Below are 23,660 nucleotides of genomic sequence, written 5' to 3'. Positions count from 1 at the left end.
GACAGGTTACGTGGTTTGCATACAAGTACAGACGTCCTGCCCCATCAGGAGCAGGACAACTATCAGCATTGTAAAGTGCATGTATATAACTTGTCAAAATTAAATCCCGGCCTATGAATCACCGTAATAATATTGCTTTACTTTTTGTCGAAAATTCACTACACTCCAATTTCCCGCATTTCGAATCTTTTATCCTATCACTATTTCCCTGACAACTTCCTGCTGCGAACTAATAGGTAGTAACAGTTACCGGCAACGGATGTTTTGTGTTGCGGCGGAGTTCACTTCCCTTATTCAAACAGCGGCATACGTGCAAACCCGGGGCGGTTAAGTTCTTCCAGCAAAACCGCCGCGCCGATGTTTCCCTTGTACAGGCTGTGGTTTCTCATTTGTCCCGAATAAATGTGCGGCAGCATTTGCTTCGCGATCCGTTTGGCCTCATTCAGGTAAAAATCATCTTTCGTGGCATTGTAAACACTTAAAAGTGCATAACACTCGCCCGATCTGCCACAACACAAGCTGCCATTCATGCCGGCCTGGGCTGCATTCAGAAAGTACCCCGCCGTCTTTTTGGCTAGTTCCAGGTAATGTTCATCGGCTGTAAAACGGAACAGTGAGGTCCATAAAAACGTGTATCCGGCCGACCCGTGGCACCAGCCCGTCCATGACACCGGTTCGGTGTTGGAAATTTCCCAGCGTACGTATCCATTTTCTTCGATACCCACATCAACCAGTTGCCCGACCCTTTGGAAAAAATGTGCCGGTAAATTTTGCCCGGAAACTTTACACCATTTTAAAGTAGCATATAAAATACCGGCCCAGCCGTGGGCAATTCCGCGGTAGTTGATCGGATTTTTTTGACTGATAGCAGCATAGGAATCCACCATCGACCAGATTTCCTCCGTCACACCTTTGCCAAATGCAAGCAGGTCATTTTTAACAAACTTGTCGTACGGAGGCATCTGCTCCAAAATAAGGGAACTACCGATCAGCGCGGCCGATTTACCGAGCGTAAGATCCAGATTTTCACAGGGCTGCGCAGCGTGCATTAAGAAGCTGCGGACCGCATTGTAGTAGCTTGCGTAATCTCCGGCCGCCTGACTCACCAGCGCCTGAACCAGGTCGACGCCGCTCGGCGTGTGGTATATCGAGGAAAGCCCGACGATAGACGGGCTGATGTCCATATCTTTTGAATAAAACCCGCTTTCGGGGTCGTGAATGTAACTCGCTGCCCTGTCGCACCATACGTCTGCGAGGGCCAGCGTTTCGGCGCTTGAAGTCACCAGGGCCTTGCGCAGAAGCATGTAGGCAATGCCGGCCGCGCCAAAATTAACCGAGCTTTTCGGTGCCAGCAGGAGTCCGGTTTTTGCAAGACCTCCTGTAAAACCATAGTCTGCAAGAATGGAATCCCGGAAGACTTGCACCGACATTTTCTTGTCTTTGGCAAATCGATCCGGGAAACTTTCCTGCACTTTCATCATGGCTAAATAGAAATCTTCGATGTGGGTATAACGGTCTTCGCTTCGCTTGGCAAGCGCCTTGAAGATCGCTCCTTCGATATGATTGTCGACAACGATGTCGAGGTTCCTGAATGGAATCGGGGTTTCCTCGGCAATTTGTGTGAATAGTATTTGCTTGTCATAGGAAAAACTGAGGTATTGCTTGCCGGTAAAAATCTGGTAAAGCAATGCGCCCAAAGCATATTGTTCGCCCGCAAATGTCGAAGGCGGCGCCGGTTTGGCGTCGAGGACGGCCTGTGCATACTCCGGTTCGAAGAAAAATACCTGTCCGCCACGCGCGGGGGTCCCGCTTTTCGAAACCAATCGGGACAGGCCGAAATCGATGATCTTCAATTCACCCGATGCGGACAGGATGATGTTCGCCGGATGCACATCCGAATGAATGACTCCCTGGTTATGCAAATGCCTGTAAGCATTGAGAATGCGGCAGGAAATATCGAGCAAGGCAAGCACGTTGGATTGGTCCCCAAGATTCTGGTATTGTTCGGCTGCCTGCAAGCACGTATCTCCATCGACCCATTCCATGATCAGATAATGGTCTGTTTCGTATTCGCCGTATTCTATCAGAGATGGATTGATGATGTCGTCAAGCGCACTCAGTATGTCGATTTCGTTGTAAAAATTGGCAAGTAGCTGCGGTGTTTTCTTGTTTGTTTTCAGCAATTTAAGTGCGTACAGCTCGCTATTCTTTTTGATTTTATAAATCTCCGTGTCTGCTACCCCTTCCAGCTTCGAAACGATTTCGTAGTCTTTGAAACGGTCGCCGGGCTTAAAAAACTGCTTGTTTTTACCGAATGTATCATCGTAGGAAACCAGAAAGCCTTCACTTCTGAGCCTCGTCAGGAAGGTGTAGGAACCTTCCAGTATCGTTTGTGCATCCAGGTTATTCAGCAATGCATACGTCAGGACGCCTTCCGGCAGTGATTTGGGTTTGCGAAATTCCTGCAAAAGCGACGCCGACGAAGCATCGACGATTTTGCTCGTGTTCCGTGCATGGGTATACGTAAGGATGAAGTCGTCCGCTTCGTATTCGAATTTGGCGAGCGCCTGTTCCGGCAATGCTTTGACCGGCAGTACCTGAACATCTTCCGGCAATATATATAGTTGATGGGAAGCCATAAGTTTAAGATTTTTGGTTAAGCAGCCGTCCAGGTCGTCGGGTCGATTCCTTCCAGCATCATTTTTTTCAAAACAAAATCAACACATTCCTCCTGGCTCAACTTTTCCGTTTTGGACAGGGAGATCGACGCAGCCAACTTTTCGGTCACTGCCGCCCGCCAGCTTCCTCCTTCCCTGTCTTTCAAAATGCCGTCGGTAGCGCTGTCCATTCCCCAGGATAACATGCCCGAACCATCCAACGGGGCCGTGAACGGAACGCCCTGTGCTTTATGCCCTTTTAAAACACCGTCGAGCTGGCCGGCTGCGGCGGTAAGATGATCGAACGCATTGAAATAGGCCACAAATTTGTCGGGCCGGAGTAAGCCTTCACGGTTCATACCAATTTTAAAACTGAAAGCCCCGGAGCCGGTCAGCACACGCACAGCCTTTTCAAATACTTCCGGCAATTCTTCCAGGACCGGGCTGATGTATATTTTATAGGTCGACCTTACCCTGGCATCGTGGCGTTCCTTCCGCTTCCGGCTCCACGAAATCCAGCTGTACTTTTGGCCCGGCTCGTGCGTATGCCAGTTTTCGAGCAATTCGTGCGTCAGCGGGTCATTTCGGCCGATTCCCAGAAATGCTACCACGTCTTCAAACGTTTTCAGCGCATTGGCCGAGGTTAAAAAAAGTGGTGCCGTGTTGTATGCGTAAAGCTTGCCGGCCAGCGAAGCCGCATCCGCCTCGTTCAACTGCACTGCATACCGGATCGCGCCGGACGATATCTCGAATAACGGATGCGAACGATTCGGGTCCCGCTCCCGCAATTCATAAAGGAAAGTCTGCGCGGCAGCACCGGAATAGAAATGCCCTCCGGCCTTGATTTCGAAAATCCCTTCCAGTACCAGCCGGGCCATCGTCAGGTTGACTTCATCGTCATATCCGGATTTGAAATACTGCGGCAGCTCCCCTGCATTTTGCAAAAAGTAAAACAACAGCGCCACTTCTTTATAGGCAAGCTTGGCACTCCCCCGTTCGTCTGTATACGCACGCCGGAACACGCCGAAGAATTCAGGGTCTTTATTTAAATCAGCAAGGGCACGAAGCTCTTGCTGATTTAAATTTCCCTGCTCAATCAATTCAAATTCCGGGTTTGACCGAAAAGTTGCGTGCAAAAGAAATTTGACTTTGATCATCGGAAGGCCGGTTTATTTGTTTCCGCGCTGTGCACGAACCTCTTCGATGGCTTCCTGCAATTTCTTTTCGAGCATATCCAGCTCACGCGGCCCCTCCTCGATCTTCACATCGACATACTTTTGAAGTTCGGCCAGGTTATTCCTGAATTCGTTGAGCTCTGCTACTTCCAGTTCGTCAACCACCTGCTGGTAGGGCGTTCCTGTTTTCCAGATCGTGAAGTCCGTCGGTATGAGTGAAGGCAAATGGCTGCATGCGATGACGCTGCAACCGCCGCAGGTAAATGCGGGGCAAATGGAGGGCCAATAGCAAATCGTATGGGCCGGGCAGTTGATCAAGGTAGGACTGGGGCAAATGGATGGACTGATGACCCTGCAAACGGTAAATTTATTGGGATCAAAATTGACTGTAACGGCAAGGTCCTTGAATTTGAAAGTTTTCATGTTCTTTATTTTTATGTATGGCTAAATGGTCTGCTCCCGATTTTTTTGTCCGAAAAAGATCAGGGAAAAACGGTATCTCAAATCGCTCTGACTATCCCATGTTTCACCTCCTTTCATCAAAAATGGTCTTTCATTTTGTGCTAAACAGGCAGCATGAAGCAAAGTCAAACCATCCTGGCTTGCCCATATTATTCATTTTGTCATGTTCCAACACAACAAAATTATATTTTAACCACACCTTTTTTGAGCGTCAGATTACCCGATTTTAAAATCAGGTATTTTGGTATAGCCGGGTAAAAACACGTTTCGGAAAGCGGGTAGTTTGCAACCCGGGGAATGCGTACAAACGGCAATTGCCGGAAAAACTTCGCCCCTATCTCGGCATTCGGAGACTTTTTGCGGCGTAATCTGTTTAGGTTTAAAATGACTATCAAAACTTAAAGCCAAAAGGACGTTTAATGAAGAAAATAGGTTTTTTATCGTTCGGGCATTGGTCCAACCACCCGGCTTACAGGGCCCAGACAGCGAGCGACACGTTACTTCAATCCATCGACCTGGCCGTTGCCGCAGAAGAAATCGGCTTGGATGGCGCTTATTTTCGTGTGCATCATTTTGCATCTCAATTAGCGTCGCCGTTTCCTCTGCTTGCGGCTATCGGCGCCAAAACCAGCAAAATAGAAATTGGAACGGGCGTCATCGACATGCGTTATGAGAACCCGCTGTACATGGTGGAAGATGCCGGTGCCGCGGACCTGATTTCGGAGGGGCGGTTACAGTTGGGGATCAGCAGAGGATCGCCGGAGCAGGTAATTGATGGCTGGCGCTATTTTGGATACGAGCCCGCCGAAGGGGAAACCGACGCGGATATGGGGCGCCGCAAGGCATTGGAATTTCTCGATAAGCTAAGCGGAGAGGGTTTTGCGCAGCCCAATCCCTACCCCATGTTTCCGAACCCGCCGGGCTTGCTGCGTGTGGAACCGCACTCGGAAGGGCTGCGGGAGCGCATCTGGTGGGGCGCCGGTTCTAATGCAACGGCTGTGTGGGCGGCCGAAAACGAAATGCACCTCCAAAGTTCGACTTTGAAAAACGACGAAAGCGGCAAGCCTTTTCACGTGCAGCAAGCCGAACAGATCCGGTTGTACAAAGAAGCCTGGAAAAAGGCGGGCCACCAGCGGGAGCCGAGGGTTTCGGTGAGCCGGTCGATATTTGCATTGGTAACCGATCAGGACCGCTACTACTTCGGGCAGGAGGCCGATCGCCGGGATAAATTCGGGATGATCGAACCGGGCAAACGCGCCGTTTTCGGCAGAAGCTACGCCGCGGAACCCGATCAGCTCATCAAAGAACTCGCGCAGGACGAAGCTATCCAGGAGGCGGATACCATTCTTTTAACCATACCCAACACACTGGGAGTCGATTATAATGTACACGTGTTATCTTCCATTTTAGAGCACATAGCGCCCGGATTAGGGTGGCGTTAGGCAATTATGCGGCTTCGATCCCCAAATGGTCGAAGCCGGCATATAAATGCAGCTAAGGTAACGGCCGGCGTCGTTTTCCTTTATTTTTCTTCACAATAACCCAATAAACCGGACCGGATTTCCATTGCGACAAATCTACAAAAGCACCATCCGGCACCACCGGGCCTCTTTGCCATGTGCGTGACCAGGCATAGGACGTATTGCGCGAGGGCTCGGTTTCGTCCTCTTCCTCTGCCGCACTGGAATTATTAAATACGGTGGAAATTGTCCCATTTGGATTAAGAATGACCGCAGTATTACCATTGTGAAAAGCAGTAGAATGCGTCCCGTCCGGATTGAAGATCACCGATGTATTGCCATTGCGAAAAGCAGTGGAATGCGTTCCGTTCGGATTTACAATAATCGAAGTATTTCCGTTATGAATGGCTGTCGAATGCGTCCCGTTCGAATTAACGATCAGGGATGTGCTGCCGTTATTGATCATATGCGAATGTGTGCCATCGGGATTTACTACAACACCCTGAGCATTAGCATTCAGCGCAAATATTAACGCTGCCAAAATAAGTATTGATTTCATATTCAAACGGCAATGGTAACTCCCCAATTTAAACGTTAAATTGATTTAATAGCATACTAGTTTCGTGTAAATTATTATTTAACTTACAAAATGAAACAATATTTATACATCATCATTTATTCGGGATTCCTTTTCTGGGGATGCAGAAAAGACGACGATCCAAAAGTAAAGCCCGCCGAAATAAAACAAATCGATATTCTCGAATTTTCCGTGCCGGGGGTAGACAAAAAGAACATTACGGTGGGAGAAAATCTGATCGTGGTGAATCTACCTCAAAATTATTCCGGAGGGAATTATATCAAGCCGGATATTATCTTTGAAACAGGCTATTCTTCCAAATCGGAGCTGATGAACGGGGTTAATTTCGATGGGCAGGAAATCAGGTTGGAAGTGGAAAGTAATACGCGCGAAAGAATCAATTTTGATGTTATCATAGTACCCCACAAGGCCATTCAGTTGGACAAACCGGTTGAAAATTATAATCTCGCCATTGGTCCCGAGGCTACGATTACGACTTCGTTTGATCTCCAGGGAACACGGGCGACCGTCAATGATAGCGGCAAGATCGTGTACGAGCCTTTCATCCGCCTTACCGACAAAACCACCGGAAGAACCGAGCAGGAATTGTACGCCGATCCCAGCTACCCCAATGCCGGCAACGGGCCGACTTTCACATTACCGCCCTCGGTTTTGCCGGGAGAATACACGGCGGAGATCGTATGGGGTACCCAAAAAGAACTGCTGTCTTCACAGGTAAAAGTGAGCCCCGGGCCTGTTAAATTCAAAAGAGGATCCTGGTATATGCAGGACGATCACCGGTATTTCGAAATAACAGCGTACAATTTATCGCCGGCGGACAAATATGAAGCCATTATAGAGAATGACTTCGGCGCCGCCCGACGCATTGCACTCAAATATGAAAAGCCCGGAACGCTGTCCGCGAATTTTCCCGAAACGACCGGTCCGGGAAACTACAAGATCACTTACCTTGTAAATGGAAAAGAACAGAAGCCCTATGAGGATCGCTTATGGCTCGAAAGATATTTGGGGAACGACCATTTCTTTATCCGAAAAAACAGCACCCAGCCGATCGTGAGGATCATCACGCAGCTATCCCTCCGCAGCTTTTTCAGTACGCCCCAACTCAGCAATGTACCTTATTACCCTGCCACTACTGACATAGACCGGAAGGAGCCCATACTCGCCTACACGCAATCCTGGGGGCCGTTTCCCGACCTCAACGAAATGATTTTGACGAACCAGGAAACCGGAGTTGAATATACTTTGCCGTATTCCGGCGATTTTTATGGCATGTTCGACAATTTCGTTAGTTTTCTTTCCTACCCTATCCCGGATAACGTACCGAATGGAAAGTACGCCATCCGTGTCGTCCGGGGCACTGAGAAGACGGAAAATTACAGCCGGATTATCACATTAAAATAAGCGTATTGCGGCAAGGGTATCGTTCGGGACGAATACACCTTTTAAGCACCAATACTTACAATGGATCAGTTAAACGACCGCCGGTACGCGAGCGGCGAGAGGTCTGTTTTGGATTTGAAAAAACGGTTGAAAGACTGGGGATGACTGAACCCGAGCTGATAGGCGATCTCCCCTACCGACAACGTGGTAGCCGCCAGCGACTGCTTGGCCTTGTCGATGAGCTTGTTCTGGATATGTTGCTGGGTATTGAAGCCGGTCAGCGAGCGCAGCATATCGCTCAGGTAATGCGGCGAAACGAAGAGCTGGGCCGCGATGTCCTCCACGGTAGGCAGCCCTAGTTCGGAAACTTTTTCGCTTTCGAAATAATCGGCCAGTATATTTTCAAGTTTGGTCAGAATATCGTGGTTCACATGTTTCCGGGTAAGAAACTGGCGATTGTAAAAACGATCGGCGTAGTTCAGGAGCACTTCCACGAGCGAAACGATGATATTCTGGCTGAATTGATCGGTATTGGTCCGGCATTCGTGCACAATGCTGTCGGCAACCCCGTTGAGGATCGTCTCCTCCTTTTCGGAAAGGAACAGGGCCTCGTAGATTTCATAGGAAAAGAACCCGTAATTTTTGATCGACTTCCCCAGCGGGTAATCCCTTAAAAAATCGGGATGAATGATGAGGATCCAGCCTTCCCGGGCATTATCGTCCGAAGAAAGAATCTGCCCGGGCGAGAAAAAGGATACTTGCCCCTCGTCGAAATCGAAGTAATGCTGCCCGTACCGGATCTTGCCGTCGAACTTCCTGATCATGCAGATCATATAGAAGTTATACATCGCCTTTTCCGAAACCTCGGGGGCTAAATCACCGAGGTCTTCGAAATTGATCACGCTGATTAACGGATGATCGGGCTGTGCGATGCCCAGTATCCTGTGGAACTCAGGAATCGAATTGAACGTGAACATTTCCTTTTTCTCCGTTTTCATTACCAGTGGTCTCGCAGTTTAAAGCGTATTTAAATCAATCACGAATCTGTAACGGACGTCGCCGCGGACCATCCGCTCGAATGCGGCATTCACGTCCTTGATATCGATCAGCTCCACATCGGCGGTAATGTCGTGCTCGGCACAAAAATCGAGCATTTCCTGCGTTTCCTGAATGCCGCCAGACCCTGAGCCCGCCACCGATTTGTTGCCCGACAACAGCGAGAAAGCCGACAATTCGAATGGCTCCGACGGGATACCTACACAAATATGCACGCCGTTGGTCGCCAGCAACCCCAGGTACAAATTTAGGTCATGTTTGGCCGACACGCAATCGATGATGAAATCGAATGTGCCCTTCACCGACTCGGCCTGCGCAGCGTCGCTCATATCTATAAAATCGTGGGCGCCAAGCTGATAGGCATCCTCCCGTTTGGCGGGCGAATTGCTCAGTACCGTCACCCTCGCCCCGAATGCCAGTCCAAACTTCACCGCCATATGCCCCAGCCCGCCTAGCCCCAGGACCGCCAGCTTGTGGCCTTCGCCCACCCGAAAACGGCGCAGCGGCGAATAGGTGGTAATGCCCGCGCACAACAGCGGACCGACGCCCCGCGGGTCGAGCGTTTTTGACACCTGCAATGCAAAATGCTCATTCACGACAATCACATTCGAATAACCGCCGTAAGTGGGCAGGCCGTCTTTGCCCATGCTGTTGTAGGTCCATACCGTCCCGTCCGTACAAAGCTGCTCGTGCCCGTGGCCGCATTCGTGGCAATGCCCGCAGGAATCGACCATCGTACCCACGCCTGCCCAATCGCCGGGGCTGAATTTCTTCACATGATCGCCCACGCTGATTACTTCGCCAATGATTTCGTGGCCGGGTACCATCGGGAAAATACCGGGATACCAGTCGTTGCGGATCTGGTGGAGGTCGGTATGGCAGACACCGCAATACATGATCCTGATCTGCACATCGTGGTGACCGACTTCCCGGACTTCGAAATCCCAGGGGGCAAGATCTGACTGCGGATTTTGGGCTGCGTAACCTTTTGCTGGTATCATGACGTTTTCTCTTTTTGGATTTTTATAATGGATTAACATTACAAATTTCAGCAGCGCATCACAGGAAAAAGTAACCCGATCGGGGTATGTTGTAGCACTTTCGGTTCGAGTGAAAATCCTGACATTCTGAACAAACTAAATATGACACGATGAACAAAACCACTTCCCGTTCAAATTCGTACTTTCGAATAAATGCCCCTGCATCAACCCATTAATATGGCAAAAACAGAACTTCAACCGCTTTACCGATCTCGTCTGGACGGTAACGGAAGAGCAGCTATTCAAAGATGAAATCATCCTGGAATTCCATTCGTTTGTCCGCATTGTTTCGGGAGAAATGAAGGTGGTACAGGCCGACAAATCTTACACATTCGGCCCGGGCAGCACGCTCCTGTTTCCGAAAAACCAGCTGTCGGCCGTCATCAAGCAACCGAAGGACGGCGTTCCCTACAAAGCGCTCGTCGTCGGCCTGTTTGTAGACCGGTTGAAAAGTTATTATGCCAAAAATCCGCCCGACAAGAGCAAGGCGGCCGATCATTCCGTGCGCATCTACGACAAACAGCCGCTGCTGGAAAGCTTTTTCGCGTCGATGACCCCCTACTTCGACCTGGAACAAAAGCTGCCCGAAACCGTAGCCGCCCTGAAAATGGAAGAAGCGATTTCCATCCTGCGCTTTATCGATCCCGGTGTGGACGGTTGCCTGTCCGACTTCGCCGAGCCGGGCAAAATCAACCTGGTCGAGTTCATGGAAAAGCATTACATGTTCAATATGTCCGTGGAGAAATTCGCCTACCTCACCGGCCGCAGCCGCTCTACTTTCATCCGCGATTTCCTGAAAGCATTCGGCGAAACCCCGCAGCAATGGCTCACGCAGCAACGGCTGAAACTCGCCCACTTCCGTTTGGCCGAACAGCAGAAGAAGCCTTCGGACCTTTACCTGGAAATCGGCTTCGAAAACCTCTCCCATTTTTCTTATGCATTTAAAAAACAGTTTGGCTACCCTCCGTCGGAAGTGGTCGCCAGGCAGCTTTAAGACAAGCAGTTTTGACATTTTAAACAAAGCAATGTTGACACTCTGAACAAAACACCGGGGGTAACCGACCACCTAACTTTGCCTCATCAAATTTTTCAAAATCATGAGAGCAATTATTTTAAAAGAGGTGGGAGCGCCCGAAAATCTGGTGCTCGCCGACGTGCCGGTTCCCGAAATCGCGCCAAATGAAGTGTTAATAAAAGTAAAGGCGATCAGCATCAATCCGGTGGATGCATATGTGCGGAGGACGCAGGCCGCATTGGACTACGTGTACCGCTACCAGGGCACCGAACCCCACATTATCCTGGGCTGGGACGTCGCTGGAATTGTGACAGAAGCAGGAAGCGAAGTGCCCCGGTTCAAAGCGGGCGACGAGGTGTTCGGTAACTTCAAGTTTGTCGGACAGGCTAATGCGTATGCCGAATATGTGGCTGCTCCCGAAACCGAAGTGGTCCTGAAACCCGCCCATGTGAGCTTCGAGCACGCCGCGGCAGCTACCATGGCCGCGATGACGGCCTGGCAATCGCTGGTCAATGTGGGTAAGATCCAAAAAGGCGATAAGGTGATCATTCATGGCGCGTCGGGTGGTGTAGGCCATTATGCCGTACAGCTGGCGAAGCATTTCGGCGCATATGTGATCGGGGTCGCTTCCGAAGCCAACCGCGACTTTGTAATGGGCCTCGGCGCCGACGAGTTCATCGACTACCGATCACAACAGTTCGAAGCGCTCGTTACCGACGCGGACATCGTGCACGACGCCGTGTGGAGCGAGGACGACAAGCACCTCGAACGCTCGTTGAAAGCCCTCAAACCGGGCGGCACGCTGCTAAGCCTGGTCATTTATCCCGACCAGCCGTTTATCGACCATGCCAAAGCGGAAAAGAACGTCGATGTCCGGCGCGTGAATGTAACACCCAACGAAACTTACCAGCACGACCTCGCCTACGTAGCCGGGCTACTGGCCACCGGCGAAATGAAAAGCCACGTTTCCCACGTATTTCCCCTGGAAGAAATGCACAAGGCCCATACCATTGTGCAGACCAAAAACACTGTCGGAAAAGTGATCGTCGTACCTTGATACTCCTGCATATGGCACAGCAAACTATCGTTCGGATCGTCGCACAGGCGACGGTCGAACCGTCGGATTGGGACGCTTTCCGCGCAATGGTCCGGGAAACGAAAGAAATCGTCGCGCGGGAGGGCCACGAGCGCGTGCTCACGCATGCGTGCTACTGCGATCCCGCGACGTTCCAATGTCTGATCGTCGAAGCCTACGCAAACGAAGCAGCGCTGCTGGCCCATTTACAGCTGATCCAACCGCTGTCGGAAAAATACCGTGTCAACTGGCAAATCAACCGGTTGGATCTGCTGGGGCCTTATTCCAATGAAACGCTGGCGGCATTGACGGGTAATATGGATGAAGGCGCATGGGCGCATTACGAAATCCAGGTACCCACTGAATAACAGTCAGTTACCCGTTTTGAGTTTAGGCAAAAGACCGGTGATAATGCCGATCAGCGGCAAAAACGCGCAAATCTGGAACACATATCCGATACTGGTCTTGTCGGCAAGATTTCCCAGCAACGCCGAACCGAGCCCGCCCATTCCGAAGGATAATCCAAAGAATAACCCGCCGATCAGCCCGACTTTTCCCGGCACCAATTCCTGGGCATAAACGACGATCGCGGAAAAGGCCGAGGAAATGATCAGTCCGATGCAAACCGAGAGCATCGTAGTCCAAAAGAGATTCGCGTATGGCAGCAACATCGTGAAGGGAGCGGCTCCCAGTATCGAAGCCCAGATCACATATTTGCGACCGAACCGGTCCCCGATCGGCCCGCCGGCGACGGTTCCTATGGCAACCGCTGCCGAGAATATAAACAACCGGATTTGAGACTCCTGGATGGTCAGACCAAACTTATTCATGAGAAAGAAGGTGTAATAACTGGTCATACCAGCCAGGTACACATACTTGGAAAAAATCAGGATCAGTAAGATCACCAGCGAAAAAACCACCTTCTTCTGACCCAGCGCCAGATGGGTACCGGATGCAGCTTTGACCGATTTCGGCAGGATGCTGCCCCGGTACCATTTCCCTATATGGATAGCCAGCGCCCCGCCCAGCAGCGCGGCCAGTGAAAACCACATAATACCGTGCTGGCCAAAAGGCGCCACTACCAATGCGGCCAGCAAAGGACCCAGCGCACTGCCGCTATTACCGCCGAGCTGGAAAAAAGATTGGGCAAAGCCACGCTTTCCGCCCGACGACAAATGGGCAATGCGCGACGATTCCGGGTGAAAAATGGATGACCCGACGCCGATGAGGCTCACCGCGATCAACACCAGGCCGAAGGAATCTGCCCAGGCCAGCGACATGAGCCCGATCAGCGAAAAGCCCATACCCACGGCAATAGAGAAAGGTTTAGGGTTTTTATCGGTGTAAAGCCCGACAAACGGCTGCAAAAGCGAGGCCGTGATCTGGTAGCACAATGTCACCAGGCCGATCTGCGCGAAACTTAAATGAAATTCTACTTTCAGCATGGGATAAATCGATGCGATGACCGCCTGCATCGTATCATTCAGCAAATGCGCGAAACTGATCGCGAAGAGGATTGGATAAACCGTCCGCTGAGGTTGCAGAACGGGTTCGGGTGTTTGCTGGGCAGTTACACTATTCATCATATCATCTGATGTTTTATTATAAAAAAATTTAATGCTTTAATATGGCCCTGGCGCAACGTAATGCTTCTGCTTCATCTCCATCCTTGATGCTCAGAAACAGGGATTTGTGCAAGTCGTTGGTTTGGATGAACGAACTGGTGTCGGGGTAGATCTGCAAAAACCAGCTTTTCAGTCGGGATGAAAACGCGTAGTACATATCGGCCAGGATATCGTTACCGGACGCCCGGGCGATGCTTACATGGAAATTGATATCTGCCTGAATGCATTCTTCGATCTTTCCCTGCTGAGCCGCCTGGACCCGCTCGTTCAGGAAACCTTCTATTACGTCAAGCTGTTGCGGGGTCCGGTTGATCGCCGCATTCTGGGCGATTTTAACTTCCAGCAGTTGCCTTACTTCATCGATATCCTTCGCCGCGGCCCGGTTCAGACGCTGGTGTAAACTTTCCCTCTCCTCTACCACCTCGTTGATAAACGTCCCCAAACCTTGCTGCACACGCAACAGTCCGGAATTTGCCAGCATCCTGACCGCCTCGCGAATCGACGAGCGCCCTACCCCATACTGCTTCATCAATTCGGGTTCGGTGGGCAGTTGCTGACCCGCCACATAATGCCCCGACCGGATATAAGCTTTAATCTGGTTGGCTACCTCATCGGCCAGCGATCTCTTATGTATAGGCGTATTCATCATATCATCTGATGACAAAGGTATATGGTACTTTTGATTAAATGCATCAAACAGGTAAAAAAAGTCGAATGCATGCGCGGCCAGTGTGACCCCAGGCTGTTTTTGACGCATTTGTGTCAGGTAACCCCTTCGCTTCCGCAGCAACTTTGTATTGTCAATTTAAACATGATAATGCAATGGCAAAGAACATCTTACTCATCCTCGGTCACCCATCCGAAAATTCATTTTCCAAAGCATTGCTGGATGCTTACCAAAAGGGAGCGGAAAGCGCTGGCGCCATCTGCAAAACGATCTACGTGTCCCGGTTGCACTTCGACGTAACGCTTCATGATGGTTACAAAAATGGTGAGGCCATGCAGCTCGAAGAAGACCTCGTCAACGCGCAACGACTCATACAATGGGCCGATCACGTGGTCATCGCCTACCCCAACTGGTGGGGCTTCATGCCCGCGATGTTGAAAGGATTTATCGACCGGATCTTGCTGCCCGGCTTCGCATTCAAGCACCAATCCGGCAAAATATTTCCCGAGAAATTATTGAAGGGAAAAAGCTTACGACTGATCGTTACCATGGACACGCCGAAATGGTGGTTCTACCTGATCTACCGGGCTTCCCAGTACCAGATCCTCAAAGACATCGTATTCGGTTACGTCGGATTTGACCCGATCCGCTTCTCCACCTTCGGTTTTATCCGCAAATCAACCGATGCGCTGCGCAGCAAATGGCTCAGAAAAGTGGAGGCACTGGGAAAGAAACTCATTTGAAATACATCCATAAACAATACAAAAAAGCAAAACTATGAATCCGCAACCCAACCCATTCAGACGCATTGTGACAGGTCATAATGCAGAAGGCCAGGCGATTGTCGTATCCGACGCGCCACCCGTACACACGCAACTCGTAGGCGGCCTCGGCGGGCCGACATTTTACGAAGTGTGGCACACACTGGAAACACCCGCATTGATCCACGCACAGCCGGATGAAGTGGATGAACAAACCCTCGTACTGCCCCCGCCGCCGAACGGTACCCGCATCCGGGTAATCGATTTTCCGCCCGAAGGCGAGGAAATACGCAAACTGACCGGCGCAGATGCCGCTGCGAAATTCAAAGCCATGGGTGATGAAAAAGCCTCCACTTCCACGGAAGGAGCCCCGCACCCGCTCATGCATAAGACCGAAACCATCGATTACGGCATTGTGCTCGAAGGCGAGATTACCCTCGTACTCGACCGCGCGGAAACGACGATCAAGGCCGGAGACATCGTGGTGCAGGTTGGTACCAACCACGCCTGGGCCAACCGGTCAGACAAATTATGCCGTATGGCCTTCGTGCTCATAGACGGGCAGTTTACAGATTCTGATTCTTAATCTCCAAAACTTTTAAAATCATGCGTATCAAACCATTAGCACCGGAAACCCTCGACACCGAGGTCCGTTACGTGCACGAAGAAATAGCCCGACTGATCGGCCACAGCCAGGGCCAGGTGAATATGATCAATGTCGAAGGCGCGCTGTTGGGTCCTTTTCCGCCAATGCTGCATTACCCGCAGTTCGGCATCCCCGCCCTCACTTTCCTGCGTTCGCTGGACCATCACGCGACGCTGCCGAAACGGGTCCGTGAAGTGGCCATTCTCACCGTCGGCGGGAAACTCGGTGCCCGCTTCGAACTCTATGCCCACGAGATTATGGCCGAAGCATTCGGTATCCCGGCCGCCGTTATCTCGACGCTCGCGGCCGGCGGCAGCCCGTTCGGAATGGGTGATCAGGAAAACGTCGCACATGACATCGCCCGAACGCTCGTCAACGGCCATATCGTACCCGCATCGACTTACAAGCTTGCGGTGAAGTTACTCGGCCAGGACGGTGTAGCGGAGCTCTTTTTCCTCGTCGGCGGGTACTCCCTCATCGCCGCAGTATTGAATGGGTTCGACATCCCGGCCCCCGGTGATGAAGCCTAATGAAAGCAGGCTAATCAGATAAAACGGAAGCGCCGAACACCGTCCCACAAAGTAGGCAGTCTCATATTTAAAACAATTCAAATTCAAACAAAATGAAAAAGTCAATTTCGTCACTGCTATCCGCAGTGCTCGCAGTATTCGCGTGCTCATCCTGTGCTAAAAGCGATGAGCCAACCGTCGCAAAGTCCAACACCTATGTACTCGTGCATGGCGCATGGCAGGCCCCGTACGTGTGGGATGCCGTTCGTTCGGACCTCGAAAATAAAGGTAATCAGGTCATTGTCGTGGAACTTCCCGGACATGGAAACGACCAGACACCCACGCATATGCTCAGCCTCGACGTATATACTAAAAAGGTAGTAGATGCCATTGCGAAAGTACCTGGCAAAGTAGTGCTCGTCGGGCATAGCATGGGCGGCATGGTAATTACCAATGCAGCCGAGCAGGTTCCCGCCAAGATCAGCAAGCTCGTATACATCGGCGCATTCCTGCCGGCATCCGGGCAGAACCTGGGCGAACTCGCCACGAGTGACGCGGATTCCAAACTGGGCCAGCAGCTCGTCGAGTCCGCCGACCACCTGACGCTCGATGTGAAGCGCGAAATGCTGGCTTCCCTGTTCATCGGCGACGGTTCGCAAGCCGCCAAAGACCAGGTACTTGCCCATTATCGCCCTGAGCCGGCCATTCCGTTCGGCAACAAGGTTACATTGACGGCCGCCAATTTCGGTGCGGTTGATAAAGCGTACATCAAAACTACGCAGGACGTCGTCATCAGCCCAGGCTTGCAGGACAGAATGATCGCAGCGGCCGGTATCAAAGCGGTATACCCTATTAATACCAGCCATTCGCCTTTCCTGTCGCAGCCGCACACCGTGTCCGACCTGCTGATTAAAATCGCACAATAGTGATGAATGCAAAAACAAACTTCTCCCCTGCCCGGCTGGTGGCGTGGTGCATGATGTTACTCGGAATGGGTAGTCTGCCAGCCGCGGCGGAGGAGTCCGACAAAACCCATATCGCGGTCCTGACGCGGTACGAGGTGAAAGAAGCATATCAGGAAGCATTCCGGGATGCGCTGAAAAATTATGTGGCACTGGCATTGCTAAACGGGCACAACATGATGGCGGAGGCCTACGCCGAACAAGATCAGCCATCGGTACTTTGGGTCGTCGAAAGATGGAACAACCAGGCTGGTTTTGAAGGAAATGCAGAGTTACCTCCATCAAAGGCAATCGACCTTCTGGCCGAAAATGCATTGTCGAAACCTGCGGAGCGAACCTATCTGCGGGACCTCGAACCGGTTTCCCGAAAACAATGGCGAACCGCCGCGAACCCGGCCGACCGGCCGCTCACTATTATGCTGTTCGTAGATGCGAAATCGGGTACCGAACAGCGCTTCCGCGACGTGTACCATCAGGCAATGCCGAAGTTCCGCAGCGAGCCGGGCGTGATCAATTACCAGCTCTCGCAGTTTGCGGACGATAGCACCCGGTTTGTCACCTACGAGCGGTTCCGAAACGAGGCAGCATTTCAGTACCATCTGAATTTCCCTCCGATACAGCCTGTGATCGACTATTTAAACACCAGCATCCGGAAACAGCCATTCCAAACCGGGCTTCACAGGCTGGTAGCCATTCCTGCGGCTCAGTAGCAGGCCTTTTAATTCAATTATTTCAAATCAATTATTATTCAAAACAATGAAAACGATCAAACAACTCACAGTAGCAAGCATGGTAGGTTTATCTGCCGTATCACACGTTCAGGCCCAGAGCAAATCCGGCGAAATGACAAGAAGCGAATACGAGCTCTCGGTACTGAACAAGCTGGGATCGCCGGCGGCGGTGGTCAATATGCCGGTATCGCGGCTATTGAATGCACCCGGCAACGAAGCATTGCGTGCTTTCTTTTTTACGCCGGTCGAAAACAAGGCGTTACTGAAAGGAAAAAGGATTGCGGTACTTGCCGCCGACGGATTCGAAGAGATCGAATTGCTCGGGCCGGTATGGTATTTCCGCGAACTGGGCGCACAGGTAGATATCGTCGCGCCTAAATTCACCCCGGCCCCCGAGCGGTACGGGCTGATGTTCCCTGAACAGTCAAAAACGCACATCATGGCCATCCAATATCTGCAACCCGTGGGCTGGATCGCATTCGATCGCACCGCCGACCAGATCAAAGTGAGCGATTATGATGCGGTATTCATCCCCGGCGGCGCCTGGAACCCGGACAACCTGCGCCAGGACAAGGACGTCATCCGGTTCATCCGCGATTTCAATGCATCCGGTAAATTGATTGCCGCTATCTGTCACGCGCCCGTCGTGCTCGCCTCCGCCGACATTCTCAAAGGTCGCAAGCTAACCGGGTACTGGAACATTCAGGTCGATCTGAAAAACGCGGGAGGCACCGTCCTCGAACAACCCGTCGTGACGGACGGCAACCTGATCACCAGCCGACATCCGATCGATGTAGCCGATTTTTCAAGAGCGGTTGAGAAGTGGTTGATGAAGCAATAGCATATGCCTGAAAACAAAAATCCGCAAGACCGGAATACGCCGGCCTTGCGGATTAACATTTCAATGCGTGGAAACTACACCCGGACAGGAACGTAAATGTTGATCTTCAATGGATTATCGACCACGATTTCCAGCAAATAATACTTCCCGGTCGCTGTTTTGCAGGCGATGATCGTTTTGACGGGCATGTAATTCGTCCAGGATGCGGACCCTGCCGGCGCCCAGCCGATGATGCCTTTGTTAAAAGCGAGTTTCGAAACTGCCAACGGGGTTGTTGTCGCGATATCGACGATTCCCAGGTTGTGGAATGAAACTTTTACAGGTTTTAACTCGGGATAGCAGACGGATGTGGCCCAATTGATGTCACCCAGTCCCTTATCGGTGATGTCGAATGGGTACGTGACGTTGAAGCCTTTATCCACCGGTACAGACAGCGTCTTCAACAGGCGCCAGGCGCTTTGATTCAGCGGCTGAATAAGATTACCATCGGCAAGGGAAGCGGTCCTGAGGTTGGCCTGATTTTCGGTTTGGGCTGCGTTTACACCGTTGTCCGGTAATGGTTCTTCATTGCTGCAATTGAACAAAAGAGACGAGATACCCAGCAATGCAATACTTTTCAATAGAGTTTTCATGACTAATAAATGTGTTTTGTACTATTATATAAATTGACTGAAAATTTAAACCGGCTGCATTAATACTCAAATACACGCATTCAGAATGTTAATTAATCAATCCAAATACTGTAAATCAATACCGTCAACCGTTTCGAATACAAAACAACAGGCTGTAACTATGAATAACAAATCACAAAGCTTGCGCGTGATTTAGCGGTAAAGTGCAATTTTAAATTCTATGGGTATTTCTACTTGTTGCCACCAGGGAATTACCCTGACAAAAAATAAAGCCGGTTAGCATAAGTCGGTGGAGGAAAATGATGGTTGCCCTTATTTCAAACCGTCGTAAAATTACCTTTCAGGCTTGCACGGGCCATTTCTTGCCGGCAGGAACAAGCGACTGCCGCCCGAAATTTGACATCTGCCCGGCGTGTTCCGGTAGTCTGTCTCGTCGGCGGCATTCGTCGAATATCCGGCGCTTATCAATTATTTAGTGGCGGGCCGGAATCTAATTTTTGGCGAGCTTAACTGTTCACTTCGCCTCGGGATGCAAGCGGGCGAGCAGCTATCGGGGCGGCTGGTTATGATTTGGGTTGAATGGTGGTGTCATAAACCACTCAATTGAAGAGTATTGGGCATTAATTGCCAGAGGTCCTGGCGAAGCTGCCGGATCTCCTGCAACGCACGGCTCCCCAATGCGCTGATCCGGAACAGGCGTTTCCGTCGCCCGCCCCGCTCGGTCGTGGCCCCGCCCAGCTCCGACCGCACGAATCCCTTCTCTTCCAGCCGGATCAATGTATTATGTACCGTGCCGAACGTGACGATCCGCCCCGTATGTTCTTCCAGCGCCAGGCTGACGGTCACGCCGTAGCCTTCCCCGTCGAGGATGGCCACCATCAGTAAAACCATTTCTTCAAATTCACCCAGATAAGTCCTGCGCATAGGTACGATCTATTAGTTTATATTTTATCGTATAAATGTAGTGCCCAGACCGCAAAAGCGGCACCGGGCACTGAAAATCAGTTTTTTAGGGCTTATGACCTGGCTGAGATTGTTCGTAAATGGACAGTTCTCAGACTATTTGTGAACAATCTTGAAATCAAATACCTGACCCGTGATTCTGACACGGACCAGATAGACGCCGGGCGGTACCGTTGATTTACCAAGATCAAGCGAAGATTGATAGCAGTAAAACATCTTTTCATCACAAGAAAGATTTAGATGAGAATAGTTAAAAACCGATACTTACCATATTGTATATCAGCCCAGTACAAGTAATTAACCAATAGGAACTACTGTTAAGTCACCTATTATTTATTCAACGGAGACACAAGCCGTCGGTAAAAAGCATTTGGCATAACTTGGCATATTGGGAATGCACGACTTACTTTGACGGAGAAACCAACCAGTTATAGCCAAAAATGAAACCGATCCTCATTTGTACTTTCCTCCTATTCTCTGCATTGCAGGCATTTGCACAGGCAAAGCAAGAGATTTTCTTTGCTGATGTAACCATCTATGTCGAGGGAGGCAAGTACTACCTCACCGGGTCGAAAGGAGGGAACGACGGGCCGCAGGGTTTTGCATTATTGGAATCGAAAGACCTGAAAACGTGGGCAGTACCGGCCAAATTGAAAGATTCACTCGGCATGATCCTGACCAAAGGCGATCATACCTTCGGTACCAAAGGTTTCTGGGCGCCCCAGATATTCAAGGACAAGGGTACCTATTATATGACCTACACAGCCGATGAGCAGACGGTATTAGCCGAATCGAAAACGCTGTTGGGCCCGTACAGGCAAAAAGAGGTCGGCCCTATCGACGGGTCCGAGAAAAATATCGATTCATACATTTTCAAGGATACGGATGGTAAATATTACCTCTATTGCGTACGCTTCGATAAAGGCAATTACCTGTATGCAGCCGAGTTCGACATGAAAACCGGGAAGATCAAACCGCAAACCCTGAAAAGATGCTTTGACCAGACGGAACCCTGGGAGGCAACCCCCAATTTTAAATCAGGCCCCATTATGGAAGGCCCCACGGTGATCAAATTGAAAAATAAATACTACCTGTTCTACTCGGCCAACCATTTCCAGAACATCGATTACGCCATCGGTTATGCCGTCGCCGATTCGCCGTACGGGCCCTGGGTAAAATATAAGAATAACCCCATCATTCACCGCTCGATCGTGGGCGAGAACGGCTCGGGGCATGGCGACCTGTTTGAGGGCCTCGACAAGCAGTTGTACTATGTTTACCACATTCACAACTCCCCGGACAAAGTAGGCCCGCGCAGGACGCGCATCGTGCCGGTAGTAAAGCAATGGGACGAAAAAGCGGGTGTTTACACGTTCGCTGTCAAAGGAAACGAGGTAATTGTACCGTTGTTGACCGAAAAATAAGAGGGCCATTTACAGACACCGGCCAATATTTTCGTCTTTATAATGCTTCGGACTGTCCGCCGCATTTGCGGTGGCCGCTGCGTGTATCCGATTAAGTATGATTTTTGACAAACATGCTTATTAAATGCAGGCGTCCGGAACAAACAACCGCTCTGAACCCTAAACCACTTTTGTAAAATTTCCCATGCAGCCGCCATTTCCGGACGATCCGCAACTCCCAGACCGTCTCGGAAGTGACGACCCGCAGGCATTCGAGGATATTTACCGCCGCTACTGGAAACGACTTTACGATTTTGCCTATTCCAAAACGCGCGACGCCGACGTGTCCGAGGAGGTCGTCCAGGAACTCTTCGTAACCCTCTGGGAACGAAGGCATTCGTTGCAGGTCAAAAACCTGCAAAGCTACCTTTTCACCTCGGTTCGCAACCGTATTATCGACCATTTCAAAGACAGGACTTTCGCCGCGCTCGATTCGGCGGACACATTCAGCGAGCCTGAGTATCCCCTTTTTCTCGACGAACTGGAACAAGCCATGCAAGAGGCCGTCGGGCAGCTTCCCGACAAAACACGCAAAATATTCATACTCAACCGGTTCGAAGGGAATACCGTCAGGCAGATCGCCTCGCTGCTGGGCATGCCGGAGCGGACCGTCGAGTACCATATCACGCAGGCGCTCAAAACGCTCAAAACACTCCTCAAAGACTTCATCGTACTGATGCTTGGCCTGATTGCCTGTGGTAAATTTTAAAGAATTTCACGGCAAAATCCTCGATTAAATATAAATATTCGAATAAATTATTTTCCATTTTGCGGTATACACCGCTTTTCCAGTCTTCTTATAAATCATTCGCTCCTATGAACAAACGTCATTTTCATCACTTGCTGACCCGCTACCGCTCCGGTGAATGCACGGAAAGGGAGGCGCGCCTGGTTGAGCAATGGTTTGCATTGTTGGAGCACGACGCGACCGAAATGACCGACGTGCAGTCGGAGAACACCGAGGCAAGGCTATGGCAGGCGATCCAGTCACGAACAGGCTTGGCTACCGCGTCTGAAATGGTATTTGAAGCGCCGCAAGCATCGGTTTCCCGCCGGAAACCACTGCATTTTTTCGTCCGGTGGCAATGGGCGGCGGCGGCGGTGCTTTTGCTGGCGGCATTCGGGGGTTATCAATGGTATCGGCAGCAAACGGGCCGCATGGCGGAGCCAATGGCCGGCGAAGCGCCCGCTAACCTCGTTTCCAAAACGAACAACACCAATGCGCCTATGTGGGTGCTGCTCTCCGACGGCTCGCGCGTGAGCCTGCAACCGCAGGGAAGCATCAGGTATTCAACTGATTTTCAAGATAATAAACGCGAAATATACCTGACAGGAAAAGCATTCTTCGAAGTCGCGCGCGACGAACGGAAACCGTTTTTGGTATACACCGGCGAGATCACCACCAAAGTGCTCGGAACCAGTTTCTGGGTCAACAGGACGGAGGCCGACAAGGGCGTAGAAGTATCGGTAGTGACAGGAAAAGTGTCTGTTTTTCAAAAAGATAAGAAAAAGGAAGCCAATGCCGGCGACCTGACGGGCGGTGTGGTCCTGAGCCGCAACCAGAGCGTGAAATATATGTTCAATTCCAAAATATTCACCCCAATGCTCGTGAAGCGGCCCATTGTGGACGACTACTATAAAAATGCCTTTGTCTTCGACGACACACGCCTCGAAAAAGTGGCGCAAACGCTGGAAAAGGCGTATGGAGTCGATATTGTATTAACCAACAACCTATTGAAAAACTGCCTTTTCACGGCCGATATCAACAAGCAACCGATGTTTACACAGCTGGACCTGATTGCGGCATCCGTGAATGCGACGTATACCGTTAGGGGCACCAAAATATACCTGAGCGGCAAAGGCTGCCGGTAAGATCTTTTGAAACTAAAACCGAAAATACTATTCCTGAATCATACGCAGAACCCTAAACCCTGACCCC

Annotated in this window: 24 protein-coding genes; 14 read left to right on the top strand and 10 right to left on the bottom strand. The window is 50.7% G+C overall.

Annotated features, from left to right (window positions below; all coding sequences use genetic code 11):
- Window positions 1–290 precede the first annotated feature (290 nt).
- From BMW93_RS05165 to BMW93_RS05155, 3 genes are read right to left on the bottom strand one after another with little or no spacing between them, the layout of a single operon-like run.
- Complete coding sequence (locus tag BMW93_RS05165) at window positions 291–2,639, bottom strand: lanthionine synthetase LanC family protein (RefSeq protein WP_090374136.1); 2,349 nt, start codon at window positions 2,637–2,639, stop codon at window positions 291–293.
- Between the two features lie 17 nt (window positions 2,640–2,656).
- Window positions 2,657–3,814, bottom strand: coding sequence for a hypothetical protein (locus BMW93_RS05160; protein ID WP_090374135.1), 1,158 nt, complete (start codon window positions 3,812–3,814; stop codon window positions 2,657–2,659).
- A gap of 12 nt (window positions 3,815–3,826) precedes the next feature.
- Window positions 3,827–4,255 (bottom strand): hypothetical protein, encoded by a 429-nt coding sequence (locus tag BMW93_RS05155; RefSeq protein ID WP_090374134.1) that lies wholly within the window; start codon window positions 4,253–4,255, stop codon window positions 3,827–3,829.
- A 458-nt stretch (window positions 4,256–4,713) separates the two neighbouring features.
- On the opposite strand from BMW93_RS05155, the gene BMW93_RS05145 reads away from it, so the two are divergent.
- Window positions 4,714–5,736 (top strand): LLM class flavin-dependent oxidoreductase, encoded by a 1,023-nt coding sequence (locus BMW93_RS05145; protein ID WP_090374132.1) that lies wholly within the window; start codon window positions 4,714–4,716, stop codon window positions 5,734–5,736.
- 52 nt (window positions 5,737–5,788) lie between these two features.
- Here BMW93_RS05145 and BMW93_RS05140 read toward each other — a convergent pair whose 3' ends face one another.
- Entirely contained in the window at window positions 5,789–6,295 is a 507-nt protein-coding gene (locus BMW93_RS05140) for a hypothetical protein (RefSeq protein WP_143061596.1), read from the bottom strand.
- Between the two features lie 108 nt (window positions 6,296–6,403).
- Between BMW93_RS05140 and BMW93_RS05135 the strand changes: the two genes are divergently transcribed.
- On the top strand, window positions 6,404–7,756 hold the full coding sequence (locus tag BMW93_RS05135) for a hypothetical protein (RefSeq protein ID WP_090374130.1): 1,353 nt from the start codon (window positions 6,404–6,406) through the stop codon (window positions 7,754–7,756).
- Between the two features lie 65 nt (window positions 7,757–7,821).
- Here BMW93_RS05135 and BMW93_RS05130 read toward each other — a convergent pair whose 3' ends face one another.
- Window positions 7,822–8,733 carry an AraC family transcriptional regulator gene (locus BMW93_RS05130; protein ID WP_090374129.1) on the bottom strand — a complete coding sequence of 304 codons (912 nt, stop codon included), beginning with the start codon at window positions 8,731–8,733 and terminating at the stop codon, window positions 7,822–7,824.
- A gap of 18 nt (window positions 8,734–8,751) precedes the next feature.
- Window positions 8,752–9,792: an NAD(P)-dependent alcohol dehydrogenase gene (locus tag BMW93_RS05125; protein ID WP_090374128.1), complete on the bottom strand. Its 1,041-nt coding sequence runs from the start codon at window positions 9,790–9,792 to the stop codon at window positions 8,752–8,754.
- Window positions 9,793–9,994: 202 nt separating this feature from the next.
- On the opposite strand from BMW93_RS05125, the gene BMW93_RS05120 reads away from it, so the two are divergent.
- The 3 genes from BMW93_RS05120 (at window position 9,995) to BMW93_RS05110 (ending at window position 12,289) form a co-directional block, all read left to right on the top strand.
- Window positions 9,995–10,825 (top strand): helix-turn-helix domain-containing protein, encoded by an 831-nt coding sequence (locus tag BMW93_RS05120; protein WP_409013067.1) that lies wholly within the window; start codon window positions 9,995–9,997, stop codon window positions 10,823–10,825.
- 103 nt (window positions 10,826–10,928) lie between these two features.
- Window positions 10,929–11,903: an NADP-dependent oxidoreductase gene (locus tag BMW93_RS05115; RefSeq protein WP_090374126.1), complete on the top strand. Its 975-nt coding sequence runs from the start codon at window positions 10,929–10,931 to the stop codon at window positions 11,901–11,903.
- Between the two features lie 11 nt (window positions 11,904–11,914).
- Window positions 11,915–12,289 (top strand): putative quinol monooxygenase, encoded by a 375-nt coding sequence (locus BMW93_RS05110; RefSeq protein ID WP_090374125.1) that lies wholly within the window; start codon window positions 11,915–11,917, stop codon window positions 12,287–12,289.
- A 3-nt stretch (window positions 12,290–12,292) separates the two neighbouring features.
- On the opposite strand, the gene BMW93_RS05105 is transcribed toward BMW93_RS05110, so the two are convergent.
- The gene (locus BMW93_RS05105) at window positions 12,293–13,507 is read right to left on the bottom strand and encodes an MFS transporter (RefSeq protein ID WP_177194011.1); all 1,215 of its coding nucleotides are present in this window, start codon (window positions 13,505–13,507) and stop codon (window positions 12,293–12,295) included.
- Between the two features lie 28 nt (window positions 13,508–13,535).
- Window positions 13,536–14,195, bottom strand: a complete 660-nt coding sequence (locus BMW93_RS05100) for a FadR/GntR family transcriptional regulator (protein WP_090374500.1) — start codon at window positions 14,193–14,195, stop codon at window positions 13,536–13,538.
- Window positions 14,196–14,368: 173 nt separating this feature from the next.
- Between BMW93_RS05100 and BMW93_RS05095 the strand changes: the two genes are divergently transcribed.
- The 6 genes from BMW93_RS05095 to BMW93_RS05070 all read left to right on the top strand — a co-directional run bounded on the left by BMW93_RS05095 (window position 14,369) and on the right by BMW93_RS05070 (window position 18,663).
- Window positions 14,369–14,956 (top strand): NAD(P)H-dependent oxidoreductase, encoded by a 588-nt coding sequence (locus tag BMW93_RS05095; protein ID WP_090374124.1) that lies wholly within the window; start codon window positions 14,369–14,371, stop codon window positions 14,954–14,956.
- Between the two features lie 34 nt (window positions 14,957–14,990).
- Entirely contained in the window at window positions 14,991–15,560 is a 570-nt protein-coding gene (locus tag BMW93_RS05090; protein WP_090374123.1) for a cupin domain-containing protein, read from the top strand.
- A 20-nt stretch (window positions 15,561–15,580) separates the two neighbouring features.
- The gene (locus BMW93_RS05085; protein WP_090374122.1) at window positions 15,581–16,150 is read left to right on the top strand and encodes a carboxymuconolactone decarboxylase family protein; all 570 of its coding nucleotides are present in this window, start codon (window positions 15,581–15,583) and stop codon (window positions 16,148–16,150) included.
- Window positions 16,151–16,242: 92 nt separating this feature from the next.
- Window positions 16,243–17,055: an alpha/beta fold hydrolase gene (locus BMW93_RS05080; protein ID WP_090374121.1), complete on the top strand. Its 813-nt coding sequence runs from the start codon at window positions 16,243–16,245 to the stop codon at window positions 17,053–17,055.
- Between the two features lie 2 nt (window positions 17,056–17,057).
- Window positions 17,058–17,801, top strand: coding sequence for a putative quinol monooxygenase (locus tag BMW93_RS05075; protein WP_090374120.1), 744 nt, complete (start codon window positions 17,058–17,060; stop codon window positions 17,799–17,801).
- A gap of 46 nt (window positions 17,802–17,847) precedes the next feature.
- Window positions 17,848–18,663, top strand: coding sequence for a DJ-1/PfpI/YhbO family deglycase/protease (locus tag BMW93_RS05070; RefSeq protein ID WP_090374119.1), 816 nt, complete (start codon window positions 17,848–17,850; stop codon window positions 18,661–18,663).
- Window positions 18,664–18,737: 74 nt separating this feature from the next.
- Here the strand turns inward: BMW93_RS05070 and BMW93_RS05065 are convergent, their stop codons facing one another.
- Both BMW93_RS05065 and BMW93_RS05060 read right to left on the bottom strand, forming a co-directional pair.
- Window positions 18,738–19,295 carry a hypothetical protein gene (locus tag BMW93_RS05065; RefSeq protein WP_143061595.1) on the bottom strand — a complete coding sequence of 186 codons (558 nt, stop codon included), beginning with the start codon at window positions 19,293–19,295 and terminating at the stop codon, window positions 18,738–18,740.
- A gap of 588 nt (window positions 19,296–19,883) precedes the next feature.
- A complete protein-coding gene (locus tag BMW93_RS05060) occupies window positions 19,884–20,219 on the bottom strand; it encodes a PadR family transcriptional regulator (RefSeq protein WP_090374117.1) in 336 nt (111 codons plus the stop codon).
- A gap of 479 nt (window positions 20,220–20,698) precedes the next feature.
- Between BMW93_RS05060 and BMW93_RS05055 the strand changes: the two genes are divergently transcribed.
- The 3 genes from BMW93_RS05055 (at window position 20,699) to BMW93_RS05045 (ending at window position 23,593) form a co-directional block, all read left to right on the top strand.
- Window positions 20,699–21,682, top strand: coding sequence for a glycoside hydrolase family 43 protein (locus BMW93_RS05055; protein ID WP_090374116.1), 984 nt, complete (start codon window positions 20,699–20,701; stop codon window positions 21,680–21,682).
- Window positions 21,683–21,866: 184 nt separating this feature from the next.
- The gene (locus BMW93_RS05050; RefSeq protein ID WP_090374115.1) at window positions 21,867–22,430 is read left to right on the top strand and encodes an RNA polymerase sigma-70 factor; all 564 of its coding nucleotides are present in this window, start codon (window positions 21,867–21,869) and stop codon (window positions 22,428–22,430) included.
- 107 nt (window positions 22,431–22,537) lie between these two features.
- Window positions 22,538–23,593, top strand: coding sequence for a FecR family protein (locus BMW93_RS05045; protein WP_090374114.1), 1,056 nt, complete (start codon window positions 22,538–22,540; stop codon window positions 23,591–23,593).
- The last annotated feature ends 67 nt before the right edge of the window (window positions 23,594–23,660 follow it).

The organism is Dyadobacter sp. SG02 (assembly GCF_900109045.1).
In the GTDB taxonomy this organism is placed as follows: Bacteria; Bacteroidota; Bacteroidia; order Cytophagales; family Spirosomataceae; genus Dyadobacter.
Note: the sequence above shows the minus strand (reverse complement) of the source record. Positions and strands in the feature narration are given on the sequence as shown.